Source organism: Xenorhabdus bovienii SS-2004 (assembly GCF_000027225.1).
Taxonomy (GTDB): Bacteria; Pseudomonadota; Gammaproteobacteria; order Enterobacterales; family Enterobacteriaceae; genus Xenorhabdus; species Xenorhabdus bovienii_C.
Genome location: NC_013892.1, coordinates 1,253,746 through 1,275,801, shown reverse-complemented (window position 1 = coordinate 1,275,801; position 22,056 = coordinate 1,253,746). Strand labels below are relative to the sequence as shown.

At 47.3% G+C, this 22,056-nt stretch carries 30 protein-coding genes and 1 pseudogene; 9 read left to right on the top strand and 22 right to left on the bottom strand.

Annotation, left to right across the window (positions count from 1 at the left end; genetic code table 11):
• The 7 genes and pseudogenes from XBJ1_RS05625 to XBJ1_RS05605 all read left to right on the top strand — a co-directional run bounded on the left by XBJ1_RS05625 (position 1) and on the right by XBJ1_RS05605 (position 2,984).
• Positions 1-210 carry a hypothetical protein gene (locus XBJ1_RS05625; RefSeq protein WP_012987837.1) on the top strand — a complete coding sequence of 70 codons (210 nt, stop codon included), beginning with the start codon at positions 1-3 and terminating at the stop codon, positions 208-210.
• A gap of 78 nt (positions 211-288) precedes the next feature.
• A pseudogene (locus XBJ1_RS22930) lies at positions 289-501 on the top strand (RHS repeat-associated core domain-containing protein); the annotation flags it as partial.
• Positions 502-504: 3 nt separating this feature from the next.
• Positions 505-978: a hypothetical protein gene (locus tag XBJ1_RS19000; RefSeq protein ID WP_232503326.1), complete on the top strand. Its 474-nt coding sequence runs from the start codon at positions 505-507 to the stop codon at positions 976-978.
• Complete coding sequence (locus XBJ1_RS05615; protein ID WP_012987835.1) at positions 975-1,397, top strand: hypothetical protein; 423 nt, start codon at positions 975-977, stop codon at positions 1,395-1,397. The genes XBJ1_RS19000 and XBJ1_RS05615 overlap by 4 nt, the downstream gene beginning before the upstream one ends.
• Positions 1,398-1,544: 147 nt before the next feature.
• Positions 1,545-1,859, top strand: a complete 315-nt coding sequence (locus XBJ1_RS05610) for a hypothetical protein (protein WP_012987834.1) — start codon at positions 1,545-1,547, stop codon at positions 1,857-1,859.
• Positions 1,860-2,221: 362 nt separating this feature from the next.
• Entirely contained in the window at positions 2,222-2,347 is a 126-nt protein-coding gene (locus XBJ1_RS22730; RefSeq protein WP_268987521.1) for a hypothetical protein, read from the top strand.
• A gap of 253 nt (positions 2,348-2,600) precedes the next feature.
• Positions 2,601-2,984 carry a hypothetical protein gene (locus tag XBJ1_RS05605; RefSeq protein ID WP_012987832.1) on the top strand — a complete coding sequence of 128 codons (384 nt, stop codon included), beginning with the start codon at positions 2,601-2,603 and terminating at the stop codon, positions 2,982-2,984.
• Between the two features lie 85 nt (positions 2,985-3,069).
• Here the strand turns inward: XBJ1_RS05605 and XBJ1_RS05600 are convergent, their stop codons facing one another.
• From XBJ1_RS05600 to XBJ1_RS05585, 4 genes are all read right to left on the bottom strand, one after another.
• On the bottom strand, positions 3,070-3,354 hold the full coding sequence (locus tag XBJ1_RS05600; RefSeq protein ID WP_012987831.1) for an addiction module antidote protein: 285 nt from the start codon (positions 3,352-3,354) through the stop codon (positions 3,070-3,072).
• Position 3,355: 1 nt separating this feature from the next.
• A complete protein-coding gene (locus XBJ1_RS05595) occupies positions 3,356-3,652 on the bottom strand; it encodes a type II toxin-antitoxin system RelE/ParE family toxin (RefSeq protein ID WP_012987830.1) in 297 nt (98 codons plus the stop codon).
• Positions 3,653-3,753: 101 nt separating this feature from the next.
• Positions 3,754-4,092 carry a SymE family type I addiction module toxin gene (locus XBJ1_RS05590; RefSeq protein ID WP_012987829.1) on the bottom strand — a complete coding sequence of 113 codons (339 nt, stop codon included), beginning with the start codon at positions 4,090-4,092 and terminating at the stop codon, positions 3,754-3,756.
• A 139-nt stretch (positions 4,093-4,231) separates the two neighbouring features.
• On the bottom strand, positions 4,232-4,561 hold the full coding sequence (locus tag XBJ1_RS05585; RefSeq protein ID WP_012987828.1) for a SymE family type I addiction module toxin: 330 nt from the start codon (positions 4,559-4,561) through the stop codon (positions 4,232-4,234).
• Between the two features lie 221 nt (positions 4,562-4,782).
• Here XBJ1_RS05585 and XBJ1_RS05580 point away from each other — a divergent pair, with 221 nt between their 5' ends.
• Entirely contained in the window at positions 4,783-5,037 is a 255-nt protein-coding gene (locus XBJ1_RS05580; protein WP_012987826.1) for a type II toxin-antitoxin system Phd/YefM family antitoxin, read from the top strand.
• The gene (locus tag XBJ1_RS05575; protein ID WP_012987825.1) at positions 5,037-5,462 is read left to right on the top strand and encodes a type II toxin-antitoxin system VapC family toxin; all 426 of its coding nucleotides are present in this window, start codon (positions 5,037-5,039) and stop codon (positions 5,460-5,462) included. Before XBJ1_RS05580 ends, XBJ1_RS05575 begins: the two co-directional genes overlap by 1 nt.
• Before the next feature lie 217 nt (positions 5,463-5,679).
• Here the strand turns inward: XBJ1_RS05575 and XBJ1_RS05570 are convergent, their stop codons facing one another.
• The 18 genes from XBJ1_RS05570 to XBJ1_RS21970 form a co-directional block, all read right to left on the bottom strand.
• Positions 5,680-7,050 carry a reverse transcriptase domain-containing protein gene (locus XBJ1_RS05570; protein WP_038198469.1) on the bottom strand — a complete coding sequence of 457 codons (1,371 nt, stop codon included), beginning with the start codon at positions 7,048-7,050 and terminating at the stop codon, positions 5,680-5,682.
• Positions 7,028-7,573 carry an SLATT domain-containing protein gene (locus XBJ1_RS05565; protein WP_012987824.1) on the bottom strand — a complete coding sequence of 182 codons (546 nt, stop codon included), beginning with the start codon at positions 7,571-7,573 and terminating at the stop codon, positions 7,028-7,030. Before XBJ1_RS05565 ends, XBJ1_RS05570 begins: the two co-directional genes overlap by 23 nt.
• Positions 7,574-7,927: 354 nt before the next feature.
• Positions 7,928-10,567 (bottom strand): host specificity protein J, encoded by a 2,640-nt coding sequence (locus tag XBJ1_RS05560; RefSeq protein ID WP_012987823.1) that lies wholly within the window; start codon positions 10,565-10,567, stop codon positions 7,928-7,930.
• 17 nt (positions 10,568-10,584) lie between these two features.
• On the bottom strand, positions 10,585-11,160 hold the full coding sequence (locus XBJ1_RS05555; protein ID WP_012987822.1) for a tail assembly protein: 576 nt from the start codon (positions 11,158-11,160) through the stop codon (positions 10,585-10,587).
• Positions 11,157-11,903 (bottom strand): C40 family peptidase, encoded by a 747-nt coding sequence (locus XBJ1_RS05550; protein WP_012987821.1) that lies wholly within the window; start codon positions 11,901-11,903, stop codon positions 11,157-11,159. The genes XBJ1_RS05555 and XBJ1_RS05550 overlap by 4 nt, the downstream gene beginning before the upstream one ends.
• Before the next feature lie 2 nt (positions 11,904-11,905).
• Positions 11,906-12,643 carry a phage minor tail protein L gene (locus XBJ1_RS05545; protein WP_012987820.1) on the bottom strand — a complete coding sequence of 246 codons (738 nt, stop codon included), beginning with the start codon at positions 12,641-12,643 and terminating at the stop codon, positions 11,906-11,908.
• An 11-nt stretch (positions 12,644-12,654) separates the two neighbouring features.
• Complete coding sequence (locus XBJ1_RS05540; protein WP_038198468.1) at positions 12,655-12,990, bottom strand: phage tail protein; 336 nt, start codon at positions 12,988-12,990, stop codon at positions 12,655-12,657.
• Positions 12,987-16,322: a phage tail tape measure protein gene (locus tag XBJ1_RS05535; RefSeq protein WP_012987818.1), complete on the bottom strand. Its 3,336-nt coding sequence runs from the start codon at positions 16,320-16,322 to the stop codon at positions 12,987-12,989. The genes XBJ1_RS05540 and XBJ1_RS05535 overlap by 4 nt, the downstream gene beginning before the upstream one ends.
• A gap of 218 nt (positions 16,323-16,540) precedes the next feature.
• Entirely contained in the window at positions 16,541-16,888 is a 348-nt protein-coding gene (locus tag XBJ1_RS05530; protein WP_012987816.1) for a phage tail protein, read from the bottom strand.
• A complete protein-coding gene (locus XBJ1_RS05525; RefSeq protein ID WP_012987815.1) occupies positions 16,885-17,346 on the bottom strand; it encodes a major tail shaft subunit in 462 nt (153 codons plus the stop codon). Before XBJ1_RS05525 ends, XBJ1_RS05530 begins: the two co-directional genes overlap by 4 nt.
• 11 nt (positions 17,347-17,357) lie before the next feature.
• Positions 17,358-17,762, bottom strand: a complete 405-nt coding sequence (locus XBJ1_RS05520) for an HK97-gp10 family putative phage morphogenesis protein (RefSeq protein ID WP_012987814.1) — start codon at positions 17,760-17,762, stop codon at positions 17,358-17,360.
• Positions 17,759-18,145, bottom strand: a complete 387-nt coding sequence (locus tag XBJ1_RS05515; RefSeq protein WP_012987813.1) for a hypothetical protein — start codon at positions 18,143-18,145, stop codon at positions 17,759-17,761. The genes XBJ1_RS05520 and XBJ1_RS05515 overlap by 4 nt, the downstream gene beginning before the upstream one ends.
• A complete protein-coding gene (locus XBJ1_RS05510; protein ID WP_012987812.1) occupies positions 18,132-18,458 on the bottom strand; it encodes a phage head closure protein in 327 nt (108 codons plus the stop codon). The genes XBJ1_RS05515 and XBJ1_RS05510 overlap by 14 nt, the downstream gene beginning before the upstream one ends.
• A gap of 10 nt (positions 18,459-18,468) precedes the next feature.
• On the bottom strand, positions 18,469-18,771 hold the full coding sequence (locus XBJ1_RS05505; RefSeq protein ID WP_012987811.1) for a head-tail connector protein: 303 nt from the start codon (positions 18,769-18,771) through the stop codon (positions 18,469-18,471).
• A gap of 23 nt (positions 18,772-18,794) precedes the next feature.
• A complete protein-coding gene (locus XBJ1_RS05500) occupies positions 18,795-20,006 on the bottom strand; it encodes a phage major capsid protein (protein WP_012987810.1) in 1,212 nt (403 codons plus the stop codon).
• A 12-nt stretch (positions 20,007-20,018) separates the two neighbouring features.
• Positions 20,019-20,669: an HK97 family phage prohead protease gene (locus XBJ1_RS05495; protein ID WP_038198478.1), complete on the bottom strand. Its 651-nt coding sequence runs from the start codon at positions 20,667-20,669 to the stop codon at positions 20,019-20,021.
• The gene (locus XBJ1_RS05490; protein WP_012987808.1) at positions 20,647-21,879 is read right to left on the bottom strand and encodes a phage portal protein; all 1,233 of its coding nucleotides are present in this window, start codon (positions 21,877-21,879) and stop codon (positions 20,647-20,649) included. The genes XBJ1_RS05495 and XBJ1_RS05490 overlap by 23 nt, the downstream gene beginning before the upstream one ends.
• Positions 21,879-22,055 (bottom strand): hypothetical protein, encoded by a 177-nt coding sequence (locus XBJ1_RS21970; RefSeq protein ID WP_012987807.1) that lies wholly within the window; start codon positions 22,053-22,055, stop codon positions 21,879-21,881. The genes XBJ1_RS05490 and XBJ1_RS21970 overlap by 1 nt, the downstream gene beginning before the upstream one ends.
• Position 22,056: the final 1 nt, after the last annotated feature.

The window sequence follows — 22,056 nt, the reverse complement described above, 5'->3', positions numbered from 1 at the left end:
ATGACAGAAACAGAACTGCGAAAAAACCTTACATATCTAGTAGATAAGTACATGCCAGATAATGAAAAAAAAGAAGAGCTATACACTTATATCCAACGAGAAAATGTTCCAGTAAAAGGAATATTGGCAGATTTCAACGAATATAAGACAAGGACAGTCGAACAAGTTGACGGTAATCTAATCAGAGAGATATATTTTTACTATTGTTAACAATAGATAATTAAGCTGGGAAGATCACAGGGATCTTCCCAGCTTTGTTCTTTTTAAGATCTGCTCAACGAACAGGGGATGCAGGTCTGGACACAGTGGCTAACAACATGGGGGAAAGCGGATAAATCGCAGGTTATCGCGTCTAACAATCCGGATTTCCATGTTAACTGTAATCTGCGGTTCTGCGGGCAATATGAGGACGAAGAGAGCGGATTATATTATAATCGTTTTCGTTATTACTCCCCGGACACGGCGCAGTATATATTGCCCGATCCCCTGAATTTAGCGGGTGGTGTGAATCCATATGGATATGTCCACAATCCTTCGAAATTCGTCGATCCTTACGGATTATCTTCAACATCTGAAGTCAAAGCAGCATCTATTCAGTCACCATCAGAATTTGCTAGAAGTTGGCAAGGGCAGGGAGAGTACCCCGGTGTTGATCGCTTTAAAGATATTACGGTAAAAAAAGATACAATATTAATGGCTGGAGCTCCGGGACAAGGTAATTTTTATACTACAGTTAGTGCTATAGAAAGAAGTGGATTTTCTCAAGAAGGTGTATTTAAAGGCTTACAAGTAATGCCTCATCCACAATTTGGATATAGACCCGGTATGACGGCTTATCGAGTTCTAGAAGATACACCAGCTGCATTTGGCATAGTTAGGGCTAATCCTCAACATGGAGCCGGAGGATTACCTCAAATTGTTATTAAAAATTATGAGGGAATTCTAGAACCTTTATACTCGGTGAAATTGATAAAATGATATATTTTAATGGTGATATAAGTCTAAATGGAATAATAATAAATCCATTAATTACATTGGATGACTTTCTAACCCTAACATTAGATCTTAATCCTAAAAAAATGTATGACTTTGAAGGTAGAGTCAGCTACTCAATAGATGACATTCTCTTTTTAGATAAAAATTATATTATCAACGTTGTTTTCCAAGATGGGATTATTGATTTTATTAAATTACTTCCATTTAATAAGGAAAAAGAGAATAAAATCAATGTATTTACCAACGAAAACCAGATGAGGAACAAATTGATTAATGATGATTTATTAAAATCATTATTTGGTTCATCAGAGAAACTATTTTTCCTATGGGGAAATATTGAGTCTGTGGATGATAATAAATCGGGTATGTCATACATCATCATTTCATATAAACAACAATAATTGGTTAAATTAAACACGAAAAGCCGGAAAAATCCACATGATCTTCCGGCTTTTTATAATAGCCCCAATCAGTTCCCATATACTGAGTTTAAACCTTGGAAAATAGATGGTGTCAAAGTATTAGAAGATTGGCCTTTGAGGTAATGTATGGACTCTATTGAACAATCAAAAAAGTTAAGAGTCCTTTTCCTTTCACTATGGGAAATTATGCGTGTTAATGGTGGAGGAAATTGGATAAAGGGCATTGAGAACGTTATTACACTGCTGACGCCCCCAACATATGGGGGTACAAACGATGCACAATCTGCTATTGAAGATGCTCGCCGTGCATATGGATCTATGTTCGGAGGTTATGGTGGTTTTTCTGAATACTTTATTTGGCGGGATGATTTTAATGAACGACTTAAAGCCAATAAAGCATTAGATAAAATAAAAAACGATATCAATGATACGTTTAATTAATACAGAATCGGAAAGATCTCAGTGATCTTCCGGCTTTGTTCTGTTAGGAGCTGCTCACTCCCTTGCTCTTAGTTGCTTTTATAGTCACCAATCAGCTCTCGCATCCGCAGCTTAATTTCACTAATTTGCTCGCGCTAGCGCTGGTATTGTTGTTTGAGGCTGTTCGTCTCGTCGCTGCCGGGGATGAGTACTAAACAGCCCTCCATGATTTTGACTGTGACCGAGTCGCCAATGGTTAAAGAACAGTTTACCAAGTCAGGAACCAGATTAGACGGTAGGGCCGATCAGATAGTCTTACCATTAGGTTATCCAATAAGTTGGGTAAAAGATGTAAGGTTTTTGAAGTAAGGGGAATTTGATATATGAATAAAGAACAGTTACTTATAAAGATAGTGAAAGCAATAGATTTATTGGAGGAAGAAAAAAGAAATAATAAAAATCAGTTGCAATCAATAATAAATTTGTTCATAAAAACAAAAGAAAAATAATCAATAATAGCTTAAAGTACAATGACATACGAAGTTACGCAAGAATGTATGTCGAAATGTATAATGATTATATGAATCCAATGCTCAATTATCTTGATGAAGTTGGAAAAGACGTTGATGATTATTTAAGAAAATAATTTTGGCCGGAAAGATCCCCGTGATCTTCCGGCTTATTGTTATGTACCCGGCACAGCGCTTAATGTTATAGCCATAAAGAAAACATCCTCACCTCAACAATCAAAATAGGAATAACATGATAACGGTATATCAATATATTTATGACAAGATGATCAAAAAAAGAGAAGAGATGCGCAGCTATTTACTGGGTCCGTTGAGTGATGATTTACCCGAAGAATATAAACCGATACGTGAACTTTATTATACGGGTTCAGCCAAAGGAAAATCCTATGTGGAGAAAATGATCATCAAAACAGCCGATGATCTCCTTCTTTTACAACTTGAAAAGATGGATAAACTACGGTTTTTGGAAAATGGTCAGGACATGTTTTCAATGGAGTTAAAACTCAATGAATACAATAGCATTGTTCATGTACCCCAAAACCTCAGTTTCTGCTCAATAATGAAAGAGTTGATTGAGGAAGAAAACAATAACCATATTTCGCGATTTGTTTATTGAATGACCTTGTTAAAAAAAGATAAATTACATCTCAATGATGTAATTTATCAATAAAGCACTTATTTATGTTGAAAATAGGATTGGGTTAAGCTCCTGTGAAATGCAGTTTCAAACCCAGTACTTTTGATATTTTGTATACCGTATTAAACGAGGGGTTGCCTTCACCGGATAACGCCTTGTATATCCCTTCACGGCTTATTCCTGATTCTTTCGAGAGTTGACTGATATTTTTTCTTCTGGCTATGTTGCCTAATGCTTTAAATAAATATTTTGTATCATTCTCTTCGATAGCCGCATTTAAGTAGGCCTGAATATCTTCTTCCGTTTCTAAAAACTCCACAACATCAAATTTTTTTGGTTCTGTTTTCATTTTAAAATCCCCATTCTTTCGCAAGTTGCTTTGCTTTCTTTATATCTGCCTGCTGGCTGCTTTTATCTCCACCACAGAGTAATAATATGATTTCATTATTTTTGTTAGCAAAGTAGACACGATAGCCTTGCCCGTAATGTATTCTAAGTTCCAAAACCCCGGCTCCCACAGGTTCAACATCGCCAAAATTCCCCTCTTCCATTCTTTCAATTCTGATTAAGATTTTGGCTTTTGCTATCCTGTCTTTTAAGGATTTTAACCATTTTTCAAAATCTTGCGTCCTTTCAATGGTTATCATGCTCACCTCTAAAGCTAAGATCATTATTGTATGTCAATAACACGGTGTGTCAACCATGGTTAACACACCAACGCCATCCGCAATAAACAGTATTACACCGCTCAGACGGGTATCAGATCAGATTCTGTCATCAACATAATTTTGCCGTAGCCAAAAGCAACTTGAACGGGATTATCCAACAAACCGGTTTCCGTTAACCAGTCGCCAGCCAGATACAGCTCGCCATTATCACGCACCCAATCGATGCCTTGATACGGATCATTTTCCGCCGTGTGAGACAGGGGAATCACATCAGGCTCTGCCAACGTCAACATCAGCCCGTTATTATATTGCTGGATATGAAACAAAGTATTCGGCATAAAGCCCATCTGTTGCATATCGTCACCGCTTAAGACACATTCCGGCAGTTCAGCATTATCAGTAGAAAAATGAAGTTTCATCGGTTCCTTCCTTGTTTAATCGGTAAAATAAAATGCGAGTGGCTTCGCAAAAGAAAAATTTTGCCCTTTAAGCGCAAAGCGCCGCTCACACAGGCGTGTTCAATATGATTTTTCATTGATAGAACAGGGTATTATGCGTTTATTTCGGCAGCTTCTTAGTTAATTTTCCGGGAAATTGCCGCAGCCAGTGTGCCACAGCGATATCATCCCATTCACCTTCATTCAGGCTTTTTAAACAGTGCCACAGTTCATAGAAATTTTGGCTGGTGATGATCAGACAGCCCGGCATCACTCTGATTTTTAATGGATCATTAATGGAAAATCCCGCTTCCAGCAGCCATTTTCCGCTTAAGTTAATGGCAGGGATCGTGCGGTTAACTCCCTTAGGACGATAAACCACTTTCTGATAACGTTCGGGTTGGGAAATTTTGTAAATGCAGATGCCTGCAGTAGAATGCGCGTCAGCCATAATAACTACTCCGATAGTTGTTGCGGTTAGCGGTTTTATCGTGTTGCTGCACGGTAAAGCCGCGTCGAATTTTCACCGCCACTCTATCTCCCGTCCAAATAACATACCACTGACAAAAATTGCCTTTGCAAAGCGGCTCGCAAGAAGTCGAGCAAAATTTGCACTATTATTCGTATTGTAGTAATGTTCCTATATTGTGAATTCAAACAGGAGGTGTAGCCATGACCATCACAACCCTATCCAGTCGGGAGCTCAACCAGGATGTTACCCGCGCGAAGAAAGCGACCAAAAACGGCCCCGTCTTTATCACCGATCGCGGCAAGCCTGCTTATGTGTTATTGAGCATCGAGGAATACCGGCTGCTGACCAAACAGCATCGCAACATCGCTGATTCACTGGCAATGCCGGGAGTTGCGGATATTGAGTTTGAGCCACAGCGCGTGACTATCGAAACCCGCCCTGCGGATTTCTCATAATGTATGTACTCGATACCAACGTAGTGTCCGAGCTACGAAAAATTCGGGCCGGGAAGGCCGATCCAAACGTGGCAAAATGGGCTGAAAGTGTCGATGCAGCCGATCTCTTTGTTTCCGCCATTACCATAATGGAATTAGAGCTTGGCATTCTGTTGATTGAACGTAAGGATGCTACGCAAGGAACCCTGTTGCGGGCGTGGCTGGAACAACATGTCCTGCCGGAATTCACTGAACGCACGTTACCTGTTGATACCGCCGTGGCACAACGCTGCGCACGGTTGCATGTTCCTGACCGCGCCAGCGAGCGTGATGCACTGATTGCAGCGACAGCGCTTGTGCATGGAATGGCGGTAGTTACGCGTAACGTAGCCGATTTTCAGCCGACAGGTGTTACAATCCTCAATCCGTGGGAGCCGAACTCTTAATGTGTATTAGCTGCGACTTAACCTGATGGTGTCCTATGGCAGAGCACAGATACATCTGACTGTCGGTTAAGAGTAAGGAGCGGAAGTTCCCTGTGGCCATCAATGTCCAAGTTGCAGAGTAGCTAACTAAAAGGATGACTAACAAAGCAGTGGATATTCAGAATTACGATGGTTAGTTTCTTCTATATCGCAATTTTCCTGTGGTGTTTGCTTGTTTTTATGATATTCCTGAAATATCTTCTTCAAGTTCTTTTGCGGAATTGGCTATTTTAAATTTAAACTTTCGCTCTATTTCACTATTGCTTAACATTTTTGCCTTATCTTTACCTATCCACATTGAAACAAGTTCTCGCTTCTGAGATATATCTAGGTTGTCAAAGTTAGGTATGTATTTAAATGTGTCCGCAGTTCCACGACGAAGTTCATAGAATGTTTTTATCAAAGATTTTTGTTTTATTTCAGATGAAAGACTGAATCGGCGGATAAGATGACTTACGGTATGATTAACGGAGCGAAGTTGGGCCGTTGTGGATATTTGCGAGAAGTATGATACCCATCCCAGGCGTTTCCCCTCAAATACACACCCTGTGATTCTAAGGTTGAGTTTCCACTGACAGTACGCTATGGCTCGCTCTTTATCGCACTTATTCTTAGCCTGCAGTACCGCATGCTTGTATGCAGTGAAAATTTTTGCTAGTGAGGATTCGAATCTGAGAATACTCTCATGCTTGATTAATAATTCTCCTTGGCTTATGTGATAACCAAGAAAGTCAAAGGATTCATCCAGATTACCAACTTTGGATTTTGAGTTCTCCTCATTTAGTGGATGAGGATTTAAATTCAATAGTTGGAGCTTCTTAATAACATGAGATGCCATCGTTTCGGCTTGGCTATTTGGGGTCAGAATAAGAATGTCATCAACATAGCGCATGAACCAGATATCTGGAATTTCATTGATTTCCTTATCGAAAATGGATAAAGAAATCTCAGCCAAAATGTTTGAAATTGCTAGCCCCTGAGGTACTCCTCTGGGGTTCGCTGAGGCGCCTTTGCTACCTTTAAATTCACTTACTGTAGGAACGACCAATGACGACATTATTAATTTTCTAATCTCGCTCTTTCTAACCTTATTTTTTATTGCATCAGCTATCAGTGTATGTTTAATTGAAGGGTAGAAGGTTCTGAGATCTATCTTAGCATATTCTGTATATAGGCCGCTATTCAATGCAACCTTCAGTGAATCAATTACTTTATGTGGCAGTCTCAACCTAGAGTCAGGATAAATTTCTGTAAGACATTCGCAAAGAGCCCTGAGAGTAATCCTATCTCTGGCTGTGGGTATTGAGATCTGTCTGGGGTTAGAGTTAGCTCCCTTAGATATTAGCTTTTCTTTATAGGCTGTGAATTTGTAACTACCAGAGTTAACTTTTTCAGAAATAAATTTAATTTCATTTTTTATCGTTGAGTCGAGTTTAGAAGGGCGAACTCGGTCGATGCCAATAGCACCGGATTCTTTTATTTTTTCCTTATATACTTTGAGGAGGTTTCTTTCCGAAAAGGATTTTTTAAAGATTCGACCAGCAGTCATAGGCTATCCAAACAAGCGGGAGTAGGTAAAAGGAATAAGTAAATATGAATCGCTTTATTTTCCAGCCTAGAACTGTTCGTTTTTCTTTCTTGGTAGGGATCCTTGTTGTAAGTCCTACCTGGGCTACACGTGCGATTTGATCATCTATATCAAGATGATTCTCAACTTCATCGAGCAATTCATGATATTTTTTTCTTTGTTCAAGCGTTAATGGTTGCCCAATTGTAGTATCAGAATAGAGCCGCTGTAGTGCAAGATAATTCCTCCTCATGGATATTGCTCTGCCGCGGAAATCCAAGTTTGAAACTACAAGTGAAATACCTAGTAAAGCCACCGAAAGTATTGTCGCAAGAATATCGGTGTTATTCCCTAGGACTTTTGGAAAGCGTAATGTCACGATTGAAAGCACTGCACTTAATATAGCATACCAAACGAGGATGAACTGAGAGTGTTTTTCAAGCCACTCCAGGCGATGATGTGCATTAATACGTGCTTTATATGTAAACCAGATATTGTCCCGCATGAAAACTCCCTTTTATTTTTTGGGATATGGAAGGGGCAGGAAAGATTGGAACCGTTGAACACCCTGCTAAGCAGGATCAGTGAGCCTAAGCCCAACAGCAAAAAATCGCTATTCATTATCAGAGCCGCCCTTACAAAAGCAAGAGGAAGAACCTGCCCCATCCTTTTAAAGTATGACAATTTCATAAGATTAAAGTCAAGAATATGCCTTATGAAACACAGTAAGTAAACTTACGCTACCGAAGGACTTGTCCTTTTACAGCCAATTAGCTGACAGGTCTGCCCCCCATTGATAAACATAGACTGAAGTTAGCAACGTCTGCTCCTGGCTGTGAGTTCAACTGGCTAATACCAATTACCGCATACGCCGCTGAATATCCTCCAGAATGTCATTAAGCCTCTCAATGGCCTGCGCGTTTTCCGCAATGGACTGGCTATGATGCGCATCGACTCTGGCTTGCTCATTGAGTTGATTCTGTAAGCGCCGCCCGATTTCTGTGTCCAGAAAATGATCCCGACTGGCCTCTACTATCCAGCCGGTATCATTGGACGCGACACCGCTGACCCATGATGTCCACTCAGAAGCGTTACCCGATTTGTCCACCAGCCGAGCCCGAAAATAGAGCTTCTCCCCAGCCGCCAGCCCCTGCAAAGTATGGGTTCGTTGCGGATAGGAAATATCGGCGAACTGCAGCGTGTCATCATCTTCTCCGTTTTTGTTGTAGCAAATTTCCGTTTTCAGCAGAACATCCGTTGGGTTGGCAAAGTCCCAATCCAGCCGGATACCAAAAAGTAGCGACGTGGTTTGGAGGGACTGCGGTGCCGACGGAATCTCTTTGCGGCTACCTAGCAGGGTATCCTGTGTGTTCATCCAGATACTGGATATTGCCGCGGCATTAGTCGCCCTGACCCGCGCCTGATAGCGCCCGTCATCAACATTCGGTACCTCAAGGCCCCGTACAGTAGTCTGGGGAGCCGTTATCCAATTACCGTTGTCTTTGCGCCATTCGACTTCATAGGCCACGGCACTGTCGGCAGCATCCCATGTGATCTGCAACGTGTTGGAGATGATGCCCTGATTCAGTGAATAATAACTGTCAATGAGAACATCCTTCGGTGCCGGCTGAACACTGGGTGGAATAATGGTCACGGTGCGTTCGTCAATGCGGATATCCTTGTCGATAAGTGCGTACTTGTCGGGATTGTGCTCAACCGCTGTGATGTCAAATGACACGCCATCCTCCCCCGCTTTGATACCAATAACCCGGAAAGGTTGCTCCGGTTCATAGCGAGATTCAATGACCCAGATTGAACCTACTTCAGGTTGTTCTGAATAGGCATAGCCACGATCCCACACAGAAACCTCCTGTCCGTTGATCGCTGAAATGAGATCCCTTTCTGCCTTACCTGACGGCAGGTTGATAACCAGCCAATCCCCCACTTTTGCCGACGGCACCCGATCCAAGGTGATAATGTATCGCCTCGGCACGGCCTGAATACGACCGCTCCTTCCCACCCCTGACAACAGATTATCCGACACACCGATAAGGTAACCTGGCAAAGGAATGTAGCCCTCCAGTCCGACGGTGAAATTGGCTGTCCGGTCATGTTCGTTGGTGTGCAACACCCATTTGCCACGCCGGATCGCTTCACTTTGGCTGATACAACCGATGGCGGTAATATCGGCCTGCCGAATACCATAGCGGCGTATTAAGCGATGTTCAAACACAGGTTCGATAGCATCCTGATAGCCGTTCTGCGGATCGGACCAACTCACCATGGCCGTGGAGTAATGGGTTTTCTCGCTGGCACTGGAATAGGTGAATTTGCCGTCACGCACATTGGCACAGGTAAAGAGGTAATCCATATCGCGCGGCATGTCCGCCAGCACGTTCATGTTATTATTGGACCAGAAAGTCATCCCCCGGAAGATCCCCGCAATGTCACGTAACACGGCCCAGGCATCTTCTTGTGACTGAATATAGACATTGCAGGTGAAACGCGGCTCTTCACCGCCTTCACCATCCGACACCATCTGGTCGCAATATTGAGCGATGCGGTACAGATCCCATTTTGCCAGATTCAGGTTTTCCGTTTTCACCCGGGTGCCGATGCTGAAGCGGTCATTGATCATCAGGTCATACAGCACCCATGCAGGATTGTCGCTCCATGACCATTTGAAGGTGCCATCCCAGCTGCCATGATAATAACGGCGACGGGGTTCCAGATAATAATTGCTTGGCACTCGGATGATGCGCATCTTGGGTTCGCAGGTGATTTGTGGGATATTGCGGAACTGTTTGGCATCAAACTGAACAAATAACAGAGCCGTTTCCGGGTAGCTTAATTTGGCATCGATCACCTCAGTGATGGCCTCCACCACCATGGCATCAGCGATTCGATTACTGTTCTGTTTTGGCGTTAACCGCCGAAGACGCAATTGCCAGCCCGAATGAGCTTGAGGTAAATCCACCCGATGAGAGCGTTCGTATTTAGTGGTGCTTTTGCCATCCACGGCGGTTTTCAGGATTTCCTTAAAAGCGCCGCCATCGGTGGCGAGGTCAATGGCATATTCAATGCGATAGCCCACTGTATCCCCGTTTTCTTTTTGCCTCTGCAACTGAGGCCACGATAACCGCAGGCGAACTGCTGACAGTTGAGTATTGGTCACCGTCGTCACCCATGAGCTAACCAGTTCCGCACTAACGGTTCGGGCATTTTCAACCGCTGGCATACCGGGGATATACGCCTGATAGGGCGTGCCGGGGCGGAATTCCCATTTGATCCCTTCAAAATTGGGTCTGCCGTCAGAGCCAATAAGCGGCGTGTTATCCAGAAAAATACGCTGACCATCCAGATCGCCCGCAAATTCTCCCTCACCAAGCGCGAGGATAATCTTGGTATAGGAAGTGGATTGCAGGGAGTCCGGTGCTTCCACTGGGGTGCGCGGCTGCTGACGGCCGCCTTTATTACCTTGAATTGGCTGCTTTTCCATATTTTATATTCAGAGAGTTATTGTTGGTCTTCAGAGTAGATACCCGCTGAAATGATGGCACCACCAATACGGCGTCTGCCGTAGCCAATGGGCACAGGATTTCCCTGTGCCACGGTGTTCACCGGACCACCGAAAGCATAGGAGGGTTTGTTGTCGGGATCTTCACGTCGTGCCAGCCCGCCCGGCATAGGTGAGAGCATCTGCACCACGCCACCCAACATCATTCCAACCCCGGACATGACCATTGGCGCACCAAACGGGGTCGCCCACAAAAATGCGCCAGCAACCACCATCACCGCGCCCAGAATGGTCTGAAAAACACCGGCATTTTTGCTACCAATAATCATCGGGGCAATACGAATATCGTCCTGCCCGACAAATACCAACTCTTCTCGGCTGATATTGTGTTTTCCATTAAACACAGCAAAGGTCAGCCCCTGTTCTTTGGCAGTCAGCAGGAAGTGTTCAAATCCTTTAATCAGCACGGATAATGCCCGGATTGCTTCCTGCGGGGTAGAGACAGCCAGTTTATGTACTCGCCCGAACTGAGTCCCCAGTACACCGTAAAGCCGCACGGTTCGTAATGTGTTCATGAAGTGACTTCCCTAAACAAAAAATCCGCTGAAGCGGATGAGTAACGCAAAGTGATGATGGTACGTTCCTGCCAGTAGCCATGATAAGGTTCTCGCTTGCTGAGCTGTCCATACAGATGGTGCAGCATCAGGCTGTCCCCCAGATAAATAGCTGCATGATTGGGTTCATTGGCCTGCACCTGCATAATGATCACATCCCCTGTCTGTAATTCACCGCGACACGCGACAAATCCGGCAGCGGCATACTGTTTCATATACAGATTTTCGCCCCGAACCCACCAGCTATCGGTACGTTCAAAATCAGGGAGTTCAATAGTTCGTTCCAGTCTGAACCAATCACGCACGATGGCATAACAATCCCAGATACCGTGCACGAACGGGCGGCCAATGAGTGGTTTAATGCCTTCAATTGGCATCAGGGTACGGATATCCCCTTCTGGCCACGAAACAATCACCCAAGGAATTTGTGACAGGTCACACTGGGCGATATCCAACTGGCTCGGCTGTGTGGTCGCGTCAGGGTGGCTGTGAACAATGGCAATAATTGAACCTTTGTCTTCGGCAGCGGCATAATCCTCAGGGTGAATACTGAACTGTTCCGTGGGTGACAGTGCGGTGTTGCGACAGGGAAGATAATGCTGCCGACGATGCTGTTGAATGATCAGCCCGCAACATTCATCCGGATAGGTGGACTGAGCATGCGCCATGATGGCGCGGGTCGTGGATTTTCGCAGGATTGTCATGGTTATCGCCTCAGCAACGCTGAACCGGGGAAGCCGCCAAAAGGCAGCTGTTCCGTGTCACCAAAACGTTTTTTACAATCGCTCATCAGTCCCCCGCAGGCATCCGCCGCCGGCTCATCGGTCGGCTTACCTCTTTCAGTAAAATATTGGGTGCCGGTGTAGCCACACGGCGACTGGCGGTACTGTCCACGCATACACCATGTACACAAGCTATGAATTTGCCGAGTCGGGATTTTAATGCCTTGTAAATCGGCTGGGGAGGAGAGGGAAAACTGAATGTTTTCGTTATCTTCTTGCGTTTTGCTGTCGATGTAGAAAACCTCGATTTTCTCCTGTGTCGGATCGGCTTGCGGGTTGCCGCCGGGAAAATTACGGGCATCCAGATAATGCGCAAAGGTCATGCGGATCGTGACACGCGCTTGCACCATGTTTTGGTAAGCCAGACATAACGCACTGAGCGAGCCGTCCAGATTGGCCACATTGAGGGTCGGTGTCACCGCCCGCCCATCGCCAGTAACTTCCAGTCCTTCAATGCTGACGGGCCACGGTTTATATTCGACGCCCTGCCACCAGAGGGATTTAGCGGGTAAGTTATCTGCACTTTCCAGTTCGGCCCCGGTGTAAACGATAGGGTGATTGTGAAAATACAGCTCTGGCCCACCAAACGCTGAACCGTCAACTGCAAACAATAAGACTTTGCTCCCCGGCTCAAGTTGCTGGAGAGTGGCATTGATTGTCATGGTAAAACCTCTTAAGGGTGATAAATGCGGGTAAATGTCACGGAAAGGGTGAAATAAGTACCATTGGCCTGAATAGTGAATTTTCCCGCCTGATATAACCCAAGTTCAGATAACGGATTACGCCATTTGAATGAGCGCCAGCCCTGATGTTCACGCAAAAAATCCATGATAGGCTGTATGTCTGACTGTGCCCCGACAAAAGACAAGGGCCAGCTTTCTCGCTGCGTGTTGATCCCATCGCCTGACGTTTGTTTATAACCATCACCAAACTGGACGGTACGCACAATAGGCTCAAACTCCCCACTTGTACCTACCCTTGCAGGGAAATCAAAGGTTTTTATCATCATCGGCCTCCTTTAATCGCCGCACTGAGTTCACCACCTTGACTTAGACTTTTATGCAGTAAAAATTTGAATCGTTGATCGACAAATTTCGCGATATCCTGCCCCGCTGATTCCGCACCACGAGATGTTTTTGTGTCATGGGTGCCATCGGAATGGATCACAATATGGACGGTGTTGAAGGTTTGGTTGTCCGTACTGCCGGTGGCCTGCACACCCAGCTTACCGTCAGTACCGCGTTTGAGTGGCAAGATGGCTTCGGGTCCCGCTTCCCCCATCACTCCGCCCCCTTTGGCAAACTTAAACAAGGTCGGGCTACTGACAATCTGCCCGCTGTACTGACTTAAATCCGCAGATTGATAAACGCCACCTTTCGCATTCATGATGGGACTCTTCCAGACATCTGGGGTAATGGTTGTTCCAGAACCGACTGAAGACAGGCCGCCTCCCGCTGAAGACAATGCGCTGGCTCCCATACCTCCCATTGCGCCCCCAAAGAAACCAGAGATAGCTTTGGTTATCAGTGCCTGCATCGCAATACGGATCAGATCCTGAATGATGGATTGTGCCAGTGATGCCGACAGTTCCCGCATGGATTCCGAAAATGATTTTGTGCCTGTCAACATGCCTGTTAACGAGTTACCCGTGCGTTGCTCGACCATATCCAGCAGATCCATCTGCATTTTCTGAAAATCGCCTTGTGATGCATATAAATCCTTTGCGGCGGCAAATTGCGCGTCTTTGGAGCGATTAGCCGCTGCTGTTATTAACTGCTCATGACGTTCTTTGCTGAGAAGTCCGTTCCGGTAGTAGGTGTCGTAAAGCGCGGTTTGTTCTATGAGCTGATTTTGCAGTTGCACAACGGGATCAACCTCACCCGTCATATCCAGATGCGGGGCGGAAATTTGCTTCGCCTGTTCTGCTAATTTGTCTTTTACCGAAGTTTGATACAGTGTTTTACTGGCAAACAGGTATTCCTGTTCGGTCAACAATCGTTCGCGGTACAGGGCTTTAAGCTCTGCGCTGGCTTCTTTTTCCTGCCGAATCAACGCGGCTGCCGGAGAATACTTTTCTGCCAGTTCCAGCCGCTGCTTTTGGTGATTTTCGGCATTGAGGGTTTTTAAGCGTTGAAGCTCACTTTCCGAAGCCATACCCGATTTGCCAACTTCATGGATTTTACCCAGCATTTCTTTCTCGCTGAACCGAATGCGATCCAAGCTGGTGGCATGGGTCTGCTCAATTTCCTTACGTAACTGCTGATAAAGGTTAAGTGATTGTTTGCCTTGTTTCTCTTCTTTGATGAGATCTTGGCCTGTCCACGGATTACCCGTGCCGTTCCCCTCGGGTTTTGGCGGCTCCGGCGGTGGTTGGTCAAAGATACCCGCTACCGATGTTGCCTGTAGGTTTTTCTTTCTTGCTGTTTTATTTTCTATCCCTTTGAGGATATCTTCTCTTCGACTGAGTAATACCCGACCTTGCTTTTCAACTTCTTTCGGATCTTCATAAAGAAAACTCAAGAACCCTTTTCGACGATTTTGTAATCGCTTGATTCGGGTTTGAGAATACCGTTCCAGTTGGCTATCAATCTGCTTGAGTTCTTCTTTCAGGTGGTTGATATCATCGTCAGTTTTATCAAGCTCGACTTCCACCTTAATTCTGGAAAGACGTTGCAGTCCAGCCACCGTTTCAACGGTTTCATCCTTTAAGTGCCGCAACCCCTCTCTGGCTTGAACGCTATGGTGATATAATCCATACAAGGCTGAACCCACCAACATCGCTGCACCAAATGGCCCACCAATCATGGCAAGTGCGCCACGGGCAACTCCCCCGGCGGCAGATAATGCCCGATAGGAATAAGAAAGCCGGCGGTTAGCCGCTTCAAGTTGCCCGGTTGCCTGTGTTTGCAATTTGAGAGCTTCCGTTTCCTGCCGGATCAGGATTCTTTTTTCTTTTGCGTAATTGACGGAAAGACCGTGCAAGCGATTTGTGCTTTCCAGATATTTAATGTGCCTGCCCTGTGCTTCCGTTGAACGCAGCGTGGCATTGGCCTGTTCAATTGTCCGTTTTGCGGTTTCTGCCTGCTGTTTAGCAACATCACGAGCGGCTTTTTCGGTGGCGCGCCATGCCGTAATATTTTCACGTAATCCCGCAGTCAGCTTAGTCGCCATCACAGGAATTAACGTATGCAATGCCACACTGGCAACCAGATTAAAGTTTTCGGACAACGCATTGATCGCGCTGGTGGCATTTTGTACCCCGCTACGCAACGGACCATCGGCGTTCTGGCCGATTTTAATCGCCATTCCCTCAAAGGCACTGGCTAACACATCCAGATCAGCGCTCAGGTTATTCGCCCGTTCAGATGCCTGATCATAGGCGACCCGGGTATCGGTCAGTGACTGCGTTAACGCATCCAGCTTGCCACGACCCACCACCAACTGAGACGCGGCACTGATATTCGCCCGCCCGAACAGCTTCGCGGCTTCCGCTGTGGACAGGTTTTTGCTTTTAAGGTGATCCAGTGCTGATCCCAGCCCCACCACCGAAGGCTTGAGTTTCTTGTCGTTGGATTTCTCCAGAGCCAGAATAATATTGCGGATCGCGGTCCCGGCTTCTGCGCCTTTTATCCCGCCTGCCGCCAATATCTGGATCACAGCATTCAGTGCTTCAAAGCTTATCGCGGCCTGTGCCGCGACCGTTCCGCCATTTTTAATCGCCTGCGCCGTTTCGTTAATTTCCGACGAACCGTATTTTGCGCCGGCGGCCAGTACGTTGATATAACGATCTGCCTGCGCAGCGCTGGCCCCAAACTGATTTAACGATAACGCCAGTGCTTTGGTGGCTTCAGGTAATTCGATACCGGACGCCTGCGCCAGAATCACCGCTTTTTCCGTCGCCTGCGTCAGCGCTGCCGTGTTTTTCAGCAATTCCGGTTTCGCGGAGGCCATTAATTTCAGGGCATTGGCAATACCGGTTGCCCCGAATTCGGTGGTTCGGCCTAACTGCTGGGCGGTTTCATCCAGTTTCTTTAACTGCGCACCCGTGGCACCCGTAATGGCAGACAGGTCGGACAATGCCTGACCATATTGGCGGGTATGGGAAATCATACTGCTCAGTGAAAACCCCATTCCTGCCAGTAACGCCAGTTGCCCGGACACAGATTTAATGTGTGATGCCAGAGAGCTATAGCTCTTTTTCACCTTGTTGGCATCTGCCACCGATTTATCGTTAAAACGTTCAGACTCCCGTCCGGCATAACGATAGGCATCCATCATCTGGGACTTAAATGCGGTGGCATTGACCAGCAAGCCGACCGTTAATGTCGATAAATTAGCCATAAATTAACCTAATAATTTCATCACAGCCTCACACTGGAGCTGAACCGTATCAAGGGGCGGCGAAACAGACGGATTGTCTGGCTGTTTGCGGTTTTTCAGTCGGTAATAGGCCTGCCATTCGTTAAGCGTGGCGGCGGGCAGAGACAGGATGCGATAGGGATCAATTTCGCCGAGCTGTTCAGCTAACGTGAAAGCAAAATGCAGCCACGACGAGTGGGTCAGTTTTTTTCGGCCTCCTCCAGTGTACCGATGGCGTGACGCTTCACGGTCTGAATGGCTTCAATCAGGGTGGCGTTATCGTGGATCGCCATTAACTCATCGGTGGTGGGCAAGTCAGCCTTATCAATGGGTTTTCCCTTATCATCCACCAGACAATCCAGCACCATCTGGATATTCAGGCGGGAGGCCTCGCGCCCGTTTCCGGCATCACTTAACGTTTCCGCTTTTTCTTCCAGTTCCAGTAATTCCAGTGCCGTCATCCGGCGCAGGTTGATTTGGGTGCCAAATAGCGCCACCGCTTTAATCTGTGGACGCGGGGTAAGTAAGGCGGCTTTCAGTGTTTTCATTGGGTCACTCCTGTTTTGGTGTCAGCGATACCCCAGACGAGGTTGTTTTGTTTGCCCTTGACGGTGATTTGAATCACTTCACTCGCCGGGGCGTTAATGTCGTTCATTTCCCAGCCGGACAGTGCCAGCACCATTGTCGCGGTGCGCTTATTCGGCAGGGCGATGTAAAATTGCACCGTGTCGCGCTTTTCAGCCGCGTTCAGGAAAGAAACAAAATCGGAGTTCTCCGGATCATCAATAAAGCCGAGGGATTTTTCCGGCCCCTCCGGCATATCGGAAATAAACTGTTTATTGGTATCCATCAGGGTGGTGCAGTCGACAAAACTGCCCGTTAGCCCAGTGGCACCCAATGCCTTGCAGTTAATCAGCGGTTTCATCTGTTCCACGCTGTCGCCGGGTTTGCCAAATTTCACGAGTGTACCCGCTGGCAGTACGGCGTATTCGGGTGAAGTTGCCATGATGTGTTCTCCTATTGACTGTACCCTGATAAAGCATCGCGGATTTCCTGCGCGAGCACTTTAATAACAGTGGTTTTGTTGTAATCCAGCGCCGGACGGATAAAGGGTTTTGGCACCTGCTTAATCGTGCCCATCTCCTGCGCCAATGCTTTTATGCGATGGGATTTTGTCGGGCCAACCTTGATAATTACTCCGCCTTTGTATTTTTTCGATTTTGTCGAACGGATCTGGATGGCATCCCGCATATGGGGACCCTCACTTTTTCGGTCATAGCCGGCATGGGCTTCCATATCTTCTTTGACGATTTCCATGGCAACTTTTCCGGTTTTGCGCAGGATTTGAGTCTGGAGATCACTGTCCAGCGCCTGCAATTTGTGCCCCAATTCCGTCCATCCCGTTGTTTTTGCGGTGATCATGTCAGATGCTCCGTGTAAGTGATGATAAAGTCCCGTGTGATACGGTAACGCTTGCGATTTTCCGTCAGTTCTTCTGCATTTTGGTACAGTGCACCGCGCGTCACGACCTGTACCGGATAATGACCGATAAACCCGTGTTGCACCGACTCCCATGCTGAGCAAATTTTACCTTCCAGCTTAAGTGCTTTTTTATAGTCATGCAGGATAAGACTGATTTGAAAGCGAGCCTCAATGAGTTGTGTCGCCGCCAGTCCAGAATTGAATTTCGCGTCACTGATACGCTGGTAGGTCACGCCCTCTAACACGCTGGACGGCAGTATCAGCGGATAGACAGGCAGTTCGGTTAATCGCGTTAAATCGGATTGAAGTTCAGGTTCTATCATGACGCACATCCGCCTCCGTGGTAATAATGGCTCGGTCGGTGCGGTTGCGGTCTACGGCGCGAACGGTAAATAGCCGTCCCTGATGTTCAACCAACCAGTTAGGTTCAACGTCCTTTCTTGGCCTGACCGTAAATTGTTGCACTTCGATCACGTGTTGCTGATCCGCCGTGCGGATTTTGTGGTTGGACATGGCTTCCGCCCGTGCCCAAGTTTCAGTGACATATTCCCGCCCAATGATTTCAGCACCCAGATCATCACGGTTTTTGACAGGGCGAAACAGTTTAATGCGATAGCGAAGTGAGCCGGCTTTCATCGGCATTCTCCTATAGCGGAATAAAACGGTAGGGTTCCAGCAACGCTTTAAATCCAGTGGGTAAGGTCTGTGCCTCCCGATTTTCATACCAGTAACCCACCGCTAGCATAATCGCCAATGTGACATCGTCGGTTGCTAACAGGCCATCCGGATCACCCTCCGGCACAGCCTGCTCATACAGGCGGCGGTTCAGATAATTTTCGACCCGTTTAATGGCCGCACGCGCATAATTGTCTAATAAATCATCTTCGGTATGGTTATCACTGTCGATACGGCACTGCTGCCGGAGCAGCTCAAGTGTGGGAAAAGGCATGTCATCTCCTGATAATACGGTGACTACGCCTTATCTTCTGCTACTTTCAGCAGTTTCACGGCGTTGCTGTCCACCAGCAGGGAACCAACCCGCCTGGTGGTGTAGAAGTGAATAAAGGGCTTGTGGGTGTAAGGATCACGCAGCATACGCACACCCATGCGATCTAAAATGGTGTAGCAGCGTTTAAAGTTACCGAACGCCACCGGCACCGCACCCGCCCCCAAATCCGCAAATTGTTCGTTTTCCGCAATACCGTAGCCCAGCAGCGCAGAGGGTTGCCCCAGTTGCAGACCGGGTTGCCACAGATAATTGCCCTGGCTGTCTTTCAGGGTACGCACCTGAAACAACATGTTGTTGTTCATCATAAACTTCGCTCCTGTGCGGTACGGCTTGCGCAGGGTGTAGATCAACTGCATGATGTCGTCGGCCGTGACTGTGGTCGGCTTTTTCAGCAATCGGTGCTGCAACGTCCCCCATTTGCGATCCTTATCTTCCTGCGCATCACTGCCATAGGCCAGCAAGCCTTTCGGTTTATTTTTACCGTCACCGTGGGTAAAAGCATTTTCCTCCTGTTCAGCAAATTCCTGTGTCAGTTCAGACGAGATAAAGGCTTCCACATCGAAAAAGGCATCATCCAGCATGGTCTGGGTGGCGGCGGGATTACCGTAAATCTCACCCCATGTTGGTTCGATGGGCGTCAGCTTCGGTGTTTTCGTTTCCGGGCGTTCATCGGTTTCGCCGACCCAGCCACTGTTGGTGCCACCCTGATTGATCAACCGCTTAAAGTTGGGATTACCGACGGACACCACATGACATTCAGCACGCATCACCACCTCGTCTTTCAGAGCACTGATGATGCTGCGATCCAGTTCTTCCGGTACGGCATAGCCCCCTTCCGGATCAGCCGTGGTCTGCATGGCTTTTTGTTCCAGCTCGGCCAGTCCGTCTTCCCGTCCCTTGCGGATAAACTGGGCAAACGCCGTTTTATGCTCATTCACGGCTTTGTTATTGCTGCCCCCCGCCGGACGTTTCAGCCCGGCCAGCTCCTCTTCCAGTGCGGTTTTCAGGGCATCCAGCTCAGACAGCCTGCCGTTCAGGGTTTCCACCTGCCCGGCCAGTTTGCCTTTTTCCGCCTCAATCGCCTCAATGCGCTGGTCGTTTTTCTGCCGAAATTCGTCGAAACGCTGCTGAATTTCCTGCGCAACCTGCTGTACATCTTTGACTTCAATAGCCATAAAAAACTCCGGTTAGTTAAAATGTAATGATTTCAGTGCGGTTAATGCGTTGGCGGCTTCTGCGTCCTGCAAGGAGAGCGCACTGTAACCCGCTGACATAAAAGACTTGGCCTGTGTACGGGAAAGACCGATATCGCGCAGCACCCGCTCGATGCAATCAGAGGTGGGAATATCACCACGCGCCAAGGCTGATTTGACGTTGCTGACCCGGGCATCATCGTTGGCAGGAAAGGTCACCAGACTCACTTCCCATAAATCGAGATCTTTCAGTAAAAAAGCCGCTTTGGTCCGGTCATACTCCCCGTCTTTCAGCACATAACCGATAGACAGGCCGGAGAGTGAACCCGCTTTCATATGGGCATGTGCCCGTCTTGCCAGTGGGTCATCCTCAATCAGCAGCCGTCCTTTGAGATACAGCCCGGTTTCGTCTTCTTTCATTTCGGTATAGATACCGATGGGTTCATCCATCCGGTGCTGCCAGAGCAAGGCCGGTAAGCTGCCTTTTTCGCCCCATTGTTTCAGCGTATTGGCAAACGCACCGGGTAAAACGATATCGTCGGTACTGTCTTTCAGTCCGAATACTGAGCCATACCCTTCAAACTCGCCGGAATCACTGACAGATTTAATTTTCAGGGGCATATCAAGCCGTTGTTTGGTCATCATCGGCATGGCGTTCTTCCTCTTTTTTCGGGACTTGTTCAGGTTTCGTGGTCATGTTCATCGGTGTGAGATAAATATCACCGCCCTCGCGGGGGTTGAGTTCTTCCAGCTCCCGGCATTCGTTCGGCGCGTAAATCCCCCAGTTAATGCCGGTGGCGTAGGCTTCAAAGCGGGATTTCATATCCCCGCGCAGCAACGCGCCGGTATTAAATTTGGCGTAGAACCGCCCCTGTTTATTGGAATTGACCAGACCAGCATTAATCCGCTGTTCAATCCGGGTGAGATAAGGCACCAGCGAGTAGTTGATAAAGCCGATCCCCAGATTTTCGATATTGTTAAAGGTGGCACGGTCGGTGTTCTGTACCATATGCAACGGCACCCGGAAGATGCGGCAGATTTCCTCAAGCTGAAACTTACGGGTTTCCAGAAACTGCGCATCTTCAGCGGACAGGCTGATTTGATGCCATTTCAGCCCCATTTCCAGGATCATCGGCTTATGGGCATTAACCAGCCCCTGATGGCGGGCTTCAAAATCCATTTTCAACCGCTGATACGCCTCGTCTTTCAGTGCCTGATCTGTTTGCAATACGCCACTGGTGACAGCACCGTTGCCAAATAACCGTGAACCGTGCTCTTCGGTCGCCAATCCCAGCCCGATGGCTTGCCGGGCATAGGTGATGGGACTTAACCCGGTCAGGCCATCCAGTGTAAAAATTCGCACATGCCAGAGTTCATCCTGCATCAGCGTCCTGCTTTCTCCATTCGGGAAGGTGATTTGATACTCAGGTTGCCAGTCGTGATTGAGTTTCGCCGTCACACTGCCCGGATCGAGGGGCAGCAGCTCCACCACTTCCCCCAATGCTTTGACTTTGTAAGCGTAGAAATTGCCCCGCAGGCACAGGCAGGCAATCAGCAACTCCCAGAATTCCTGTGGGGTCATGTAGTGATTGGGGTTGACCGACAGCAGCTTATGCAGCCGCTCGTTAACGGCGCGCCGATTGCCACGTTCTAATTGTTCATACAGCAAACAGGGCAGCATACCGACGGATTCCGCCAGCACCCGCACACAACTGAACACCGCAGTTAACTGCATGGCTAACTGTGGGCTGACTCGCCTCCCGCTGTAGGTGTCATAAGACAAGCCAATCAGCTCACTTAACTCACGGGAAGTCAGCGGGTCGGCAGATTTACGAAACAGTCCGGGAAAAAACATCAGGCTTCCTTATCCAGTGTTTGGCTCAACATACGTGAAACCAGATACGACCAGCCGAGGCACAACACGCCAGACACCATAAATCCGGCCGCCGGTAACAACAGCCATGCGCCGTAAGACAGCAAAACGCCGCCCGCCAGCCCGATTAGCAGGGCAGCAATCATTAATCCTTTCATG

Coding starts and splice junctions, on each gene's coding strand:
- XBJ1_RS05625 (WP_012987837.1), top strand. CDS start 1: ATGACAGAAACAGAACTGCGAAAAAACCTTACATATCTAGTAGATAAG.
- XBJ1_RS05615 (WP_012987835.1), top strand. CDS start 975: ATGATATATTTTAATGGTGATATAAGTCTAAATGGAATAATAATAAAT.
- XBJ1_RS05610 (WP_012987834.1), top strand. CDS start 1,545: ATGGACTCTATTGAACAATCAAAAAAGTTAAGAGTCCTTTTCCTTTCA.
- XBJ1_RS22730 (WP_268987521.1), top strand. CDS start 2,222: ATGAATAAAGAACAGTTACTTATAAAGATAGTGAAAGCAATAGATTTA.
- XBJ1_RS05605 (WP_012987832.1), top strand. CDS start 2,601: ATGATAACGGTATATCAATATATTTATGACAAGATGATCAAAAAAAGA.
- XBJ1_RS05600 (WP_012987831.1), bottom strand. CDS start 3,354: ATGAAAACAGAACCAAAAAAATTTGATGTTGTGGAGTTTTTAGAAACG.
- XBJ1_RS05595 (WP_012987830.1), bottom strand. CDS start 3,652: ATGATAACCATTGAAAGGACGCAAGATTTTGAAAAATGGTTAAAATCC.
- XBJ1_RS05590 (WP_012987829.1), bottom strand. CDS start 4,092: ATGAAACTTCATTTTTCTACTGATAATGCTGAACTGCCGGAATGTGTC.
- XBJ1_RS05585 (WP_012987828.1), bottom strand. CDS start 4,561: ATGGCTGACGCGCATTCTACTGCAGGCATCTGCATTTACAAAATTTCC.
- XBJ1_RS05580 (WP_012987826.1), top strand. CDS start 4,783: ATGACCATCACAACCCTATCCAGTCGGGAGCTCAACCAGGATGTTACC.
- XBJ1_RS05575 (WP_012987825.1), top strand. CDS start 5,037: ATGTATGTACTCGATACCAACGTAGTGTCCGAGCTACGAAAAATTCGG.
- XBJ1_RS05570 (WP_038198469.1), bottom strand. CDS start 7,050: ATGACTGCTGGTCGAATCTTTAAAAAATCCTTTTCGGAAAGAAACCTC.
- XBJ1_RS05565 (WP_012987824.1), bottom strand. CDS start 7,573: ATGCGGGACAATATCTGGTTTACATATAAAGCACGTATTAATGCACAT.
- XBJ1_RS05560 (WP_012987823.1), bottom strand. CDS start 10,567: ATGGAAAAGCAGCCAATTCAAGGTAATAAAGGCGGCCGTCAGCAGCCG.
- XBJ1_RS05555 (WP_012987822.1), bottom strand. CDS start 11,160: ATGAACACATTACGAACCGTGCGGCTTTACGGTGTACTGGGGACTCAG.
- XBJ1_RS05550 (WP_012987821.1), bottom strand. CDS start 11,903: ATGACAATCCTGCGAAAATCCACGACCCGCGCCATCATGGCGCATGCT.
- XBJ1_RS05545 (WP_012987820.1), bottom strand. CDS start 12,643: ATGACAATCAATGCCACTCTCCAGCAACTTGAGCCGGGGAGCAAAGTC.
- XBJ1_RS05540 (WP_038198468.1), bottom strand. CDS start 12,990: ATGATGATAAAAACCTTTGATTTCCCTGCAAGGGTAGGTACAAGTGGG.
- XBJ1_RS05535 (WP_012987818.1), bottom strand. CDS start 16,322: ATGGCTAATTTATCGACATTAACGGTCGGCTTGCTGGTCAATGCCACC.
- XBJ1_RS05530 (WP_012987816.1), bottom strand. CDS start 16,888: ATGAAAACACTGAAAGCCGCCTTACTTACCCCGCGTCCACAGATTAAA.
- XBJ1_RS05525 (WP_012987815.1), bottom strand. CDS start 17,346: ATGGCAACTTCACCCGAATACGCCGTACTGCCAGCGGGTACACTCGTG.
- XBJ1_RS05520 (WP_012987814.1), bottom strand. CDS start 17,762: ATGATCACCGCAAAAACAACGGGATGGACGGAATTGGGGCACAAATTG.
- XBJ1_RS05515 (WP_012987813.1), bottom strand. CDS start 18,145: ATGATAGAACCTGAACTTCAATCCGATTTAACGCGATTAACCGAACTG.
- XBJ1_RS05510 (WP_012987812.1), bottom strand. CDS start 18,458: ATGAAAGCCGGCTCACTTCGCTATCGCATTAAACTGTTTCGCCCTGTC.
- XBJ1_RS05505 (WP_012987811.1), bottom strand. CDS start 18,771: ATGCCTTTTCCCACACTTGAGCTGCTCCGGCAGCAGTGCCGTATCGAC.
- XBJ1_RS05500 (WP_012987810.1), bottom strand. CDS start 20,006: ATGGCTATTGAAGTCAAAGATGTACAGCAGGTTGCGCAGGAAATTCAG.
- XBJ1_RS05495 (WP_038198478.1), bottom strand. CDS start 20,669: ATGATGACCAAACAACGGCTTGATATGCCCCTGAAAATTAAATCTGTC.
- XBJ1_RS05490 (WP_012987808.1), bottom strand. CDS start 21,879: ATGTTTTTTCCCGGACTGTTTCGTAAATCTGCCGACCCGCTGACTTCC.
- XBJ1_RS21970 (WP_012987807.1), bottom strand. CDS start 22,055: ATGAAAGGATTAATGATTGCTGCCCTGCTAATCGGGCTGGCGGGCGGC.